This is a genomic window from Stenotrophomonas sp. BIGb0135 (assembly GCF_024810105.1).
GTDB lineage: Bacteria > Pseudomonadota > Gammaproteobacteria > Xanthomonadales > Xanthomonadaceae > Stenotrophomonas > Stenotrophomonas maltophilia_AB.
Genome location: NZ_JANUDX010000003.1, coordinates 541,839 through 553,825, shown reverse-complemented (window position 1 = coordinate 553,825; position 11,987 = coordinate 541,839). Strand labels below are relative to the sequence as shown.

Genomic DNA, 11,987 nt, shown 5'->3' with positions numbered 1-11,987 from the left:
ACGGCGCCGGGCACCGATCCGCGCATGGCGTGGCTCCAGCAGCGTGCAGCCACCACGGGCGATGACGTAGATCCACGCCATGCGTGGATGCCGCCTCAGAACATCAGGTTGATCATCAACACCACCACGATGGTGTAGATCAGCGACAGCGGCGCGCCCACCCGCCACAGTTCGCGCGGGGTGTAGTTGGCCGGGCCGGTGATCATCGAGATCACCGGGTTGGAGGCGGTCATCAGGTTGTTGGACGCCGACAACGCCACGATCAACGCGAATGCGGTCGGGTTGCCGCCGGCCGCCAGGGCCAGGTTGACCGCGATCGGCACCATCACGATGGTCGCCCCCACGTGGCTGATCACCAGCGAGAACATCGTGGTCAGCAGCGCCAGCGCGATTTCCAGCACCCACACCGGAATGCCGGTCGGCAGGCGATCGATGGTGTGGCCGGCGATCCAGGCCGCCGCGCCACTGCTGTCCATCGCCCAGCCCAGCGGGATCAGCCCGGCCATCATGAAGATGGTCTTCCAGTTGATCGAGGCGTAGGCCTCGTCCATGCGCAGCACCCCGGTGAGCAGCATGCCGGCCACGCCCGTCATCAGGGTCAGCGCCACCGGCAGCTTGGAGGTCAGTGCGATCAGGATGGTGATGGCGAAGATGCTCATCGCGATCTTGAACTTGTGCGGGCGCTGCTCGCCCTTGGGGTAGTCGGTGACCACCACGAAGTCGCGGCTCTTGGCCGCCTGCGCCAGGTCGGTCCAGATGCTGTGGAAGACCAGCATGTCACCGGCGCGCAGCGCCACGTTGCGCACGTCCTCGCGGATCACCTGCTTGTCGCGGTTGATCGCCAGCAGGCTGATGCCGCGCTGCTTGCGCAGGCGCAGTTCCGAGGCGGTCTTGCCGATCACGTCCGAGGTCGGCGGGATCACCGCTTCGGAAATGCCGGCGCGGCTGGGATTGAACAGGTCGCCCAGGTGCTTCAGCCGCGAGGACATGCGCAGAAACTGGTTCTGCGCGAAATCGCCCACCTGCTGGCGCGCGCCCATCACCCCGAGCACGCTGCCCACCCAGATGCGCATCTCCGCCGGCGGCGCAAGGCGGGTGTCGTTGCCGGTCTTCAGGGCCAGCAGCAGCGGTGCATCGTGCACGTTCTCGGCCTCGCCCAGGGTCATGCCGACCAGCGGGCTTTCGGCGGTGACCACCAGCTCGAACACGTCGCCTTCGATGCCGTAGGTCTTGGCGAAGTAGCTCTCGGTGCGCGCGGGGGTGACCCCGTCGTTGGCCAGGGTCTCCTCTTCGACCAGCTTGCGGTCGCCGAAGTAGCGGAAGTACAGCAGCGAGGCGATCAGCAGCGCCACGCCGATCGGCAGCGGCGCGAACATGCGCAGCGGCTCGATGGTGGCAAGGCCGGAGGGCAGGTTGTTGTTGGCCGAGGCCAGCAGATCGTTCAACAGGATCAGCGGCGAGTTGCCGACCATGGTCAGCGCGCCGCCCATCACGATCGCCGCGGCGATCGGCAGCAGCAGGCGCTGCAGGGTCAGCCCGGTACGCGCGGCCAGCCGCGAGGCGACCGGCAGGTACAGCGCCATCACCGAGGGATTCTGCATGAACGACGAGTTCAAGCCGGCGATCGCGGTGGTCATCATCAGCAGGCGGGTTTCCACGCCATGCCCGCGCCGCAGCAGCCAGGCCGCCAGCCGGTTCAGCGCGCCGGTGCGGTCCAGGCCCGCACCGAGGATGGTGGTGGCGATGATGCTCATCACCGCGTTACCGGAGAAGCCGCCGAAGATTTCCTCCGGTGCGATCAGACCGGTCACGCCCAGCACCACCAGCACCACCAGCGCCACCACATCGGCGCGGATGCGCTCGAACAGGAACATCGCCATCGTGAAGCCGACCAGCCCCAGGACGAGCTTCATGTCGGTGGTCAGCGTCAGCGCGGTATCCATGGGGTGGCGCGGTTCCTTGGGCCAGGATCAGGTGCGGTCGTACAGCAGGTCCCACACGCCATGGCCGAGCTTCTGGCCACGGGTCTCGAAGTGCGTCTGCGGACGCCATGCCGGGCGCTCGACCTGGCCGCGCGGGCCGGCGCGGTTGCTCAGCCCGGCGGTGGCATCGAGCACGTCCCACATCTGCTCGGCGTAGTCTTCCCAGTCGGTGGCACAGTGCAGGCGGCCACCGACGCGCAGCTTGCGCACCAGCAGGTCGGCAAAGCCGGGCTGGATCAGGCGGCGCTTGTTGTGGCGCTTCTTGTGCCACGGATCGGGGAAGTAGATGCGCACTTCATCCAGCGCGCCATCGGCGATCTCCTTTTCCAGCACCTCCACCGCATCGTGGTGGTACAGGCGCACGTGGTCGGCGTTGTCGTCGGCCAGGGCATTGAGCAGGCGGCCCACGCCCGGGGCGTGTACTTCCAGGCCGATGTAGTCGCGGCTCGGGTCCTGCTGCGCGGCGAAGCGCAACGCGGCGCCGTTGCCGAAGCCGATCTCCAGCACCTTGTGCGCATCGCGCCCGAAGGTGGCGTCCAGGTCGCGCGGCTCGCCGGTGAAGTCCAGGCCGAAGCGCGGCCAGCGGTCATCGAACGCGCGCTGCTGGGCCGGGGTGAAGCGACCCTGGCGCAGGACGAAGCTGCGCACCTCGCGGCGGCCTTCGGTAATGGTGAAGGGCTTGGCCGGGGCCTTGGCGCCGGCGCTGTCGAAAGGATTGGTCATCAGCCGATCAACCCGTCCACCGGCGAGGACGCACTCGCGTAGCGCTTGCGCGGAATGCGCCCGGCCAGGAATGCCTCGCGGCCCGCTTCCACGGCCTTGCGCATCGCGCTGGCCATCAGGATCGGGTTGCGGGCGCCGGCGATGGCGGTGTTCATCAGCACGCCGTCACAGCCCAGTTCCATCGCGATCGCCGCGTCGGAGGCGGTGCCCACGCCGGCGTCGACGATGATCGGCACCTTGGCGTCTTCGATGATCTGCAGCAGGTTGTACTTGTTCTGGATGCCCAGGCCCGAGCCGATCGGCGCGGCCAGCGGCATCACCGCGGCGCAGCCGATCTCTTCCAGGCGCTTGGCCAGGATCGGGTCGTCGGAGGTGTAGACCATCACCTCGAAGCCATCCTTCACCAATTGCTCGGCCGCCTTCAGGGTCTGCACCACGTCCGGGTACAGCGTCTTCTGGTCGCCCAGCACTTCCAGCTTGGTCAGGTTGTGCCCGTCCAGCAGTTCGCGCGCCAGGCGGCAGGTGCGCACCGCGTCGTCGGCGGTGTAGCAGCCGGCGGTATTGGGCAGGATCGTATAGCGATCCGGCGGCAGCACGTCGAGCAGGTTGGGCTCGCCCGGGTTCTGCCCGATGTTGGTGCGGCGGATCGCCACGGTCACGATCCGGGCCCCGGCGGCATCGGTGGCCAGGCGGGTTTCTTCCAGGTCCTTGAACTTGCCGGTGCCGGTCAGCAGCCGGGAACCGTAGGTCTTGCCGGCGATCACCAGCGAATCAATGGGGGCATTTGCATTCATGCGCGCAATTATCGCCTATCGCGCGGCGCGATGCTGCGTCGCTCAACCGCCACCGAGTGCGTGTACGATCTCGACCCGATCGCCATCCTGCAAGGCGTGCCCGGCATGCCGGCTGCGGGTGACGATCTCGCCATTGACCTCCACCGCGACGCGGCGTTCGAGCAGGTTCTCGACCTGCAACAGGTCCAGGACGGTGGCGGTTTGCGGAAGCTGGCGGGTCTCGCCGTTGAGCACGATGTTCATGACGCCATTGTCCCTCAATGGCGCTGGACTGCGTACCCTTGCAGCCCCCTCCCGGGGCCGCGGAGGCGGCCCCGCCGGGGGCTGGCCGGTCCCCGGGGCATTTCATGCGGCAACGCAGCGTGAATTGGCCCGGGTGCAGTGAAACCATTACACCGTGCGCCGGCGTACGTCGGTGGTTCTCCCACTTCAAGGAGCTTTACATGCTGATCAGCAAGCGTCCCCTGCGTTCCCTCTTGGCCGTGGCCATCGCCCTGGCGGCGGCGCCGGCCATGGCCCAGTCGCCGTACACCAAAACCGTGTTCATCGGCGACAGCCTGACCGACGCAGGGTACTTCCGTCCGCTGCTGCCGGCAGGCGTGCAGCCGGTCACCGGTCAGTTCACCACCAACCCGGGCTGGACCTACGCCCAGTACGTGGCCAACTACTACGGTACCAACGGGGCGGCGCACGGCAACGGGCAGGGCGGTGACAACTACGCCATCGGTGGCGCACGCGTCGGCGTGGATACCAGCCAGGTGCTGGCCGCAGGCGCCCCGGCGGTGCCGGTGTACTCGCTCAAGACCCAGACCGCGCAGTACCTGGCCGCCAACGGCGGCAAGGCAGACCCGAATGCGCTGTACACCGTGTTCGGCGGCGCCAATGACCTGTTCGCCATCCAGGCCGGCGCCCCGCTGGTCTCCACCCTGACCAACGCGGTCACCGACCAGGTCGGCATCGTCGCCACCCTGAAGGGTGCCGGCGCCGAATACATCGTGGTCCCGACCATCCCCGACGTCGGCCTGACCCCGGGCGCACGCGCCGGTGGCCCCGCCGCGATGGCGGCCGGCACCGCGCTGGCCAAGGCCTACAACGACGCCCTGTTCGGTGGCCTGAAGGCCGCCGGCCTGCAGGTGATCCCGGTGGACACCTTCCACGTGCTGCAGGAAATCGTCGCCAACCCGGGCCAGTACGGCTTCGTCAATGTCACCAACCCGGCCTGCACCACGGCCTCGTCGCTGACCTGCAACCCGACCAGCTACGCCACCCCGACCGCCGCCAGCACCTACGTGTTCGCCGACGGCGTGCATCCCACCAGCGCCACCCATGAGATGCTCGGCCAGTACACCCTGTCGATCCTGGAAGCCCCGCGCAACCAGCAGATCCTGACCCACTCGGCGCAGACCATCGGCCGCTCGCGCGCCGACCAGGTCAGCCTGCACCTGGGTGGCCGTCCGGACGACGGCATGTCCTGGTGGGGCAGCGTGCGTGGCGACATGCAGCGTTACTCGCACGGCGACCTGTACGACGGCATGGCCCCGGCCGGCCTGTTCGGCGTGGATTGGGCGCGTGACGGCCTGGTGCTCGGCGGCTTCGCCGGTTACGGCCGCATGGATGCCGACTTCGGCAACAACAAGGGCGACTTCACCCAGTCCGACACCTCGCTGGGCCTGTTCGCCGGCTGGTACGGCCAGCACGCCTGGGTCAACGGCCAGGTCAGCTACAGCTGGCTGGACTACGATGTCACCCGCAAGGTCCAGCTTGGGCCGGCTACCCGCACCCATGAAGGGTCGCCGGAAGGCAGCAACCTGACCGTGGCACTGAACGCCGGCTACGATTTCGGCGGCCAGTCGCACTTCGAAGGCGGCTTCCGCCACGGCCCGATCGCCGCGGTGATCTGGCAGAAGGTCAAGCTGGACGGCTACGCCGAAAGCAACCCCAGCGCCACCGCGCTGGGCTATGCCAACCAGGACGTCGACTCCACCGTCGGCCGCCTCGGCTGGCAGGCGCGCTTCGAAGGCAGCACCGTCACCCCGTACGTGCAGGTCACCTACGACCACGAGTTCGAAGACGGCCAGCAGGCCAGCGCGTGGCTGCAGTCGATGCCGGACGTGGGCATGTACAAGGTGCCGGGCCTGGAGTTCGACAAGGACTACGTGACCGCCGTGATGGGCGCACGCGTCAAGCTGGGCGGCCTGCAGAGCAACATCGGCATGAGCGCCACCACGCTGCAGAAGCGTGCGCGCGACGTGTCGCTGTTCGCCAGCTTCAGCGGCAGCTTCTGATCCACCCTTGCGCAGCGCCCCTTGCCGGGGCGCCGCGCAGGGCCGGCGAAAGCCGGACGCAGCGGGCGGCCCAGTGCCGCCCGTTGCCTTTTGACCACTCCGCCGCATAGACTTGTCCGGCACCACGCGGGTGTAGCTCAATGGTAGAGCTGTAGCTTCCCAAGCTACTGACGAGGGTTCGATTCCCTTCACCCGCTCCATGTCCCCCAGCGCTTTCGGGGATCAAGGCCGCTCCGCAATATCCAGGCCGCTCCGCAATTCCTCGTTTTGTATCGCAGATATCTAGGCCACAGAGTCAAGGTGTCGCTGCGCGATCTTGGCGTCCTCGTCGCTTGCAGCCTCGAACGTCCACTGAGTCTCGACGTGGGCGGGCTTCCCGTCGTGGATGCCTCCACAGGTCTCCACCATGTGAACCTGCTTAGTCCAGGCGCCGACGCAGCCCGAGCTATCCAACTCTGCGGCAAGCGCTAGCTGTTGCGCCTGATCTACGGCCGGAAGAAACCTTCCACTGAAGGTAAGGGCCAGCGTTGGGAATGCGTGTCGCATCATTTGGCGTGCCTTGATTGGGTTGTGGCCCAAACGATACCGGGCAAAAAACAGATGGTGGACTCGGAAGCGAGCGGGTGGACAAGGCGTATAGTCAGGCAGTACGCGAAAGGAGAGAGCGAAAATGCGACGCCTTCGGCTACTGATAGTTATTTTATTCGTATTGTTTCTGACGGGGTGCAGCGATGACTCGGAGAGCTCAACGTACCCCATTGGACAGACTGGACAAAATTGCATCGCGTACAAGGGATTTGACCGCACCCCCCCTGAGATAGTCATTGCCGAGTTAAGTAAGCGAGGGCTGGATAGTCATAGGTTGATTCGGAAGGCGGTCTGTTCCGGGGATACCAACTGGGAGCTGCTCCCAGAGGGGGCGTCCCTCAATCAGATGCCTCCGCCAGGGATGTACGTAAATGTTTGGCTGAAGGCAAATGGTTCCATCTTTGTTAGCACGGATGATCCGGATAGCGCCTCCCTCTTGAAAGATCGCCCGCCAATTCAGTGATGACGGAAAAGTAAGCGGGTTTTCGTTGCTATATCCCGACGTATAGCGCGATACCGGTTGATGTCTATTTTTGACGCCGAATGTCGATCCGGATGGCGATGGCGTGGCGTTCGAGCTGGCACTGCGTTTCCCGGGCCAGCAGGCGACGGACGCGAGTGGGCTGTTCCACACCTACCGGCGCGAGTACGACCCGGCGGTGGGTTGGTACTCGCAGAGTGATCCGATTGGATTAAGGGGGGGCATCAGCGCTTACGCTTATATTGATTCGAATCCAACCATTGCTACCGATCCGAAAAGACTGGCAAAGAAGAACGCGTGTGTCGCTGCCTCCATCGCTGGAGGTGCAGTTTGCGGCGGTGCGGCGGGCTACTACGGTGGAGGCGCGGTTGATTCAACGGTGGCCATTCAAGGAACATGCCGCGGCAAGGATGTCACGCATTTCGTTGATCCCGCGACTAAACCACGCGCTCGAGAGTGGGTCGCTCGGAGGTTCAAAATGATTCGGAAAAGTGATGAGTATCTCTCTCTAATTGACGCATTCGTTGGCGGAGAAATCGACGCCGACGAGTTCAGCGGAAGGTATCTGAAGAAGTTCAAGAATGAGGATGTAGCGCTTCCCGAAGGAGGCTTTATGGTCTTGGATAGGCTGTTCGGGGATGCGGATTCGTATACGAATGACGAAAAGCTGTTGGCGTCACTGCCTGCCTTCTACCTGAGCGCTGAGCAGCTCGAGGAGCAGGCGATGAATGCCGCAGCCGAGCTGCGCCTGGTAGAGGAACGGGTAGCAGCGTCCTCCCTTCCTCTTTCAAAAAAGGGCCCCACCCGCTGATTTCTTGAAGACAAACTAGAATCACTGGGGCACCAACTGAGGCACAATTTTGGATCACCCTCCCGCCGTGTAAGCTAGGAAAATCAATTGGTTGGCGCGGGGTAATTCGATTCCCTTCACCCGCTCCAGTCCAATCGCTTCTGCAGCTAAGTGCATGAACGCGAAGGGGCTGAGTCAATAACGCTGCCGTCAAGCGACCCTCCCGCAGGTATCGTTTGAGGTATCGCTCCATGCGAAAGTCGCTTCTTCCTGAGCGCCCATCAGGGCGCTACGCCCGCTTGCTTGTTCCGCTTGAGCTTCGATCGCACTTGTGGGGTGTCGCTTCATCTTCTGTGCGTTGGGTTTGCCCGCTGGTGATCGCGCACGACTGACGGCGACGTGCATGCGCGTGGCACACTCCGATACCTTCAGGGCGATGCGTGCAGGAAGACTCGTGGGCAAGAAGGAACTGGATGAAATCCTGCCTGCGTTTCCTGGGAAATTCTGCCTCGACGAAGACAGTGCGAGGAAGGCGTCGCCCATCGCCTTGCGCATGACCTGGGCAAGAAACGCGTATGCCTCAGTGCCGTCGCGCAGTCTGCGTCCGGGATGCCCTCCATCCGCGGATCAAGTCTCGCTCTGCGCAATTTCCATATTCACGACCGAGGCACAGGTGGGAGCATGGCGCACGTCCACTTTCATGGCCACATAGAGTGTCAACGAAGGACTGACACTCTTATAGAAGGTAATGCGTTGATCGTCGCCAAACGCTGGGACATGCATTCGAAAACCATCATCCACGAGGGGTGACTTGAGTAGCTGGAAGTCCAGACAAACTTCAGCGGGCGCGACGGTCAACTCGATAGCTTGGCCACCGCCATCTGGCGAGAACTTCCAGACCGCCCACGCGTATGTTCCGGCCCCGACATTTCCCGTTACCCCTCGACGGCGTCCCTCGCTGTCCGGCGGCAGAGCCGTACCCAGAATCTCTTCGACCCGTTGGGGCTCCGAGTCGGCATAGGAGCGAAGGGAAGCTGCGAGCCTGTGGACCTGCTCGATCAGGCTCTGCGGGGTCTGCTCCGCCCCGGGCTTCATGGGAGGATGCCCATCCCAGCTCACTGCGGGCCCCGTTTCTGCTGAAATGGCGGCATCTACGATCGCCGCTGCATTGTCCTGTTCGCGCTGAATGTCAGCGGCCATGGCATCCTGCATGGATTTTTCCTGGTTGGCTTTCGAAGGCTGCGCACACGCCACTACCCCCACTATCAGGGCCCCAGCTATCAGACCCATGGGAATGCAGCGCCCTTTGCAAGTAATATCCATTGCCTACTCACACGTAGGGAGGGGTCACTCTCAGTGTAGCCCCAGGCCAGATAGGGAAAAAACCTATGGTACCGTCGGTCCATTATCAGCACCGACTCACCTCCCCAAGCGGCTTGATCACCGCGACCAATCGGCTACACCTTCGTCGATGGCCGGCTCGCCGTGGCGGATGTCGCGCGTGTGGCTTCTGACCGCCCCGCAGCGTTGGCGCGCACCGGGTCGTTGGAGCTGCTCACGCCCTAGTCGCCAACGACCTCGAAGGCAAACGGATTGTCCGGGTCGGGAAAACGCAGCAGATAGCGCGCAATGCGCGTCCGGCCATCTGGCAGCAGGTAGTCCACCTGCAAGCCGCGCGGAATGTCTTCCATTCCGGACCCCAGGTAGGTATTGCTCGGGTAGCTGAAACGGTGGTGCGGCGCGGTCCGAATGGCGGCACACGTGCCAAACAGCGGGGGCAGAAGGTACAGCCGCTCCCCATGCAGCAACAGCACCTTGGTGTAACGATCGCCCTTGCCGCTGCTGACGTAGCGCATGTCCAGGCACACCGACGTGCCGTGCTGCCACGCCGTGACGTCCGCCAGGTTCTCCGGGCGGATGGATGCACCGGTGCGCCATGCCGGCGGGGCGAGGTCGACGGCGCTTCGCAGTGGCCAGCGCCGCGCACCCACAAACATCGTCTGGCCATCGAAAACAACGTCGGGTAGGCCGTCCGTGGGCTCCAGTGCCAGACTGCCTGGCACGGTCCACTGTGCGTCTGCATGGCGACGCATCGCCTGGATCGTCGAGGTGGCCCACAGGCAGTGCCGCGGCGATTCGGTGCAGGGCATGCCCAGTTCGGTTCCCGGGCCCAGGAACAGGTTGCCACCCAACGATCGGTAGAAATCGTCGTAGCCGGTGAACTGCACCGGCCCGGCACCGGTCGTGCCCGACAGGAGAACACTCAACAGGGCCACTGGAGCGAGCGTTGCGGGTTTCATTGGCATGCGTCTGCGGCGGTCGCCGGTCGGGCGTCGAGGGTATCGGTTCGAGGGGGCCAGCGGAACACCGTTACGCCCACACAGCGTGGGCAGCCGCCGAGGCACCGCACGGGCGTCTGTTGGAAAGTGAGGCTGTCTTGTCCCCAGGTCGATGAGGGGCCCCCTCAAGGGGGATCGCTCACGCTTTCGTTTCCATGAAACCTTGGCGGCGCCGAGCCTCGCCGATCCTCATCGCAGCGTACCCCGCGCAGGCTATGCTTCGCGTTTTCCGGCCCCGTGCGCCCATCGCGATGAAACTCGCCATCCTGTCCCGCAACAGCAAGCTGTACTCCACGCGCCGGCTGGTGGAAGCCGCGCGCGCGCGCGGCCACACCGTGCGCATCCTCGACCCGCTGCGCTGCTACATGCGCATCGCCGCCGACGGTTTCACCATGCACTACAAGGGGCGGCCGATCACCGGCGTGGATGCGGTCATCCCGCGCATCGGCGCGTCGGTGACCCGTTACGGCACCGCCGTGCTGCGCCAGTTCGAGATGATGGGCGCGCGCACGCCCAATCCGTCCGATGCCATCCTGCGGGCCCGCGACAAGCTGCGCGCGCACCAGATCCTGGCCTCCAAGGGCATCGACATGCCGGTGACCGTGTTCGGCGACAACCCCGACGACACCGTCGACCTGTTGTCCATGCTGGGCCCGCCGCCGCACGTGGTGAAGCTCAACGAAGGCACCCAGGGCAGGGGGGTGATCCTGACCGAGAAGGCCAGCGCCTCGCGCGGCATCGTGGAGGCGCTGCGCGGGCTGTATGCCAACTTCCTGATGCAGGAATTCATCGGCGAGGCGCAGGGCGCGGACCTGCGTTGCCTGGTGGTTGGCGACCAGGTGGTGGGGGCGATGCAGCGCCAGGCCCCGGACGGGGACTTCCGCTCCAACCTGCATGCCGGCGGCAGCGCCCGGGCGGCGAAGGCCAGTCGGGCCGAACAGCAGGTCGCGGTGCGGTCGGCCAAGGCGTTGGGGTTGGGCGTGGCGGGCGTGGACCTGATCCGCTCCAGCCGTGGCCCGCTGGTGCTGGAGGTCAACTCCACGCCGGGCCTGGAGGGGATCGAAGCGATCTGCCAGACCGACCTGGCCGGGCGCATCATCGACCACGTTGCCAATATGAAAAAGCCAGTAAATTCAAGGCCTTGAGATTTTTACGGAAAGCTTCGGCGGATTTAACGAGGCTTTAATCGCCCCCGGCGTAGGCTTCGACGAACCGCAGCTCTGCCCTCCTCAGCAGGATCGGTAATCGGGAACACACTTCAGGCCCAGGCGGTTTCCGTCTGGGCCTTTTTACAGGCCGGCGGCGCCGACCCGGCGCGCCTTTGGACCCCTGCCATCAGTCCCTTGTTCGGCGTTCGGTGGGCTCGTACAGTGGCGCTTCGTTCATGGAAGGATGGAGTTTTGGCGATGCGTCGATATACCGTTTTTCTGCTTGCCCTGTGTGTGGTTGGCTCCGCCGAAGCCAAGCGTGATGATGGGGTGGTCAAGATCACCGAGGGCGAGCCGGTATCGGCCCAGGTGGATCGGGTAAAGGCTGCGCTCAACAGCGAGTCCTACAGCGAGATCAGCCCGGAAGACAAGGGCCGGGTCCAGCAGGCGCTGGGCAGGATCGAGCAGAAGATGGAGGGGCACACCCTCTCCAGCGAGCTGAGTCCGGTTGACCGCACGGCCGTGTTCAATGACCAGGAACTGGTCAACACGGTGATGAGCAAGGCCAAGGAGGACAGCCGGCTGATCTGCCGCCGTGAGCGTGCCACCGGCAGCAACATGTCGCAGAGCGTGTGCACCACCGTGGCGCAGCGGCGCCGGGCCACAGAGAACGGCCGGTCCCTGCTCAATGAGCACCAGCAGTTCAACAATCTCAACCCCGGCAGGTGATTTGACGCTGTCATGGCACGGGCCGGTGTCTACTGTTAACAATGAAGCCTGTATCGTTCAGCAGGCAGCGCAAGGTAATGGCTCGCTGCGGTTTCGGCCGCAGCGACGCTGTCCGGGCCAATCCCTCA

The 11,987-nt window shown here is 64.7% G+C and carries 10 protein-coding genes, 1 tRNA gene and 1 pseudogene; 6 read left to right on the top strand and 6 right to left on the bottom strand.

The features are described from left to right. Positions 1-95: 95 nt before the first annotated feature. From M2421_RS10145 to thiS, 4 genes are read right to left on the bottom strand one after another with little or no spacing between them, the layout of a single operon-like run. Positions 96-1,943, bottom strand: a complete 1,848-nt coding sequence (locus M2421_RS10145) for an SLC13 family permease (protein WP_259206446.1) — start codon at positions 1,941-1,943, stop codon at positions 96-98. Positions 1,944-1,970: 27 nt separating this feature from the next. Further along, entirely contained in the window at positions 1,971-2,705 is a 735-nt protein-coding gene (gene trmB / locus M2421_RS10140; protein ID WP_259206444.1) for a tRNA (guanosine(46)-N7)-methyltransferase TrmB, read from the bottom strand. After that, the gene (locus M2421_RS10135) at positions 2,705-3,499 is read right to left on the bottom strand and encodes a thiazole synthase (protein WP_259206443.1); all 795 of its coding nucleotides are present in this window, start codon (positions 3,497-3,499) and stop codon (positions 2,705-2,707) included. The genes trmB and M2421_RS10135 overlap by 1 nt, the downstream gene beginning before the upstream one ends. Positions 3,500-3,541: 42 nt before the next feature. Then, positions 3,542-3,742 carry a sulfur carrier protein ThiS gene (gene thiS / locus M2421_RS10130; protein WP_259206441.1) on the bottom strand — a complete coding sequence of 67 codons (201 nt, stop codon included), beginning with the start codon at positions 3,740-3,742 and terminating at the stop codon, positions 3,542-3,544. A 233-nt stretch (positions 3,743-3,975) separates the two neighbouring features. Here thiS and M2421_RS10125 point away from each other — a divergent pair, with 233 nt between their 5' ends. From M2421_RS10125 to M2421_RS10110, 4 genes and pseudogenes are all read left to right on the top strand, one after another. Next, entirely contained in the window at positions 3,976-5,784 is a 1,809-nt protein-coding gene (locus tag M2421_RS10125) for an autotransporter domain-containing protein (protein WP_259206529.1), read from the top strand. A 126-nt stretch (positions 5,785-5,910) separates the two neighbouring features. Next, positions 5,911-5,984: transfer RNA gene (locus M2421_RS10120), tRNA-Gly, on the top strand. Between the two features lie 927 nt (positions 5,985-6,911). Further along, positions 6,912-7,124: pseudogene (locus tag M2421_RS10115) on the top strand (RHS repeat-associated core domain-containing protein); the annotation flags it as partial. Between the two features lie 207 nt (positions 7,125-7,331). After that, a complete protein-coding gene (locus M2421_RS10110) occupies positions 7,332-7,664 on the top strand; it encodes a colicin immunity domain-containing protein (RefSeq protein ID WP_259206527.1) in 333 nt (110 codons plus the stop codon). A 606-nt stretch (positions 7,665-8,270) separates the two neighbouring features. On the opposite strand, the gene M2421_RS10105 is transcribed toward M2421_RS10110, so the two are convergent. Both M2421_RS10105 and M2421_RS10100 read right to left on the bottom strand, forming a co-directional pair. Then, entirely contained in the window at positions 8,271-8,855 is a 585-nt protein-coding gene (locus M2421_RS10105; RefSeq protein WP_259206440.1) for a hypothetical protein, read from the bottom strand. 350 nt (positions 8,856-9,205) lie between these two features. Next, a complete protein-coding gene (locus M2421_RS10100) occupies positions 9,206-9,943 on the bottom strand; it encodes a hypothetical protein (protein WP_259206439.1) in 738 nt (245 codons plus the stop codon). Positions 9,944-10,233: 290 nt separating this feature from the next. Between M2421_RS10100 and rimK the strand changes: the two genes are divergently transcribed. Beyond that, positions 10,234-11,127 carry a 30S ribosomal protein S6--L-glutamate ligase gene (gene rimK / locus M2421_RS10095; RefSeq protein WP_259206438.1) on the top strand — a complete coding sequence of 298 codons (894 nt, stop codon included), beginning with the start codon at positions 10,234-10,236 and terminating at the stop codon, positions 11,125-11,127. A 261-nt stretch (positions 11,128-11,388) separates the two neighbouring features. Beyond that, a complete protein-coding gene (locus tag M2421_RS10090) occupies positions 11,389-11,859 on the top strand; it encodes a hypothetical protein (protein WP_259206437.1) in 471 nt (156 codons plus the stop codon). The last annotated feature ends 128 nt before the right edge of the window (positions 11,860-11,987 follow it).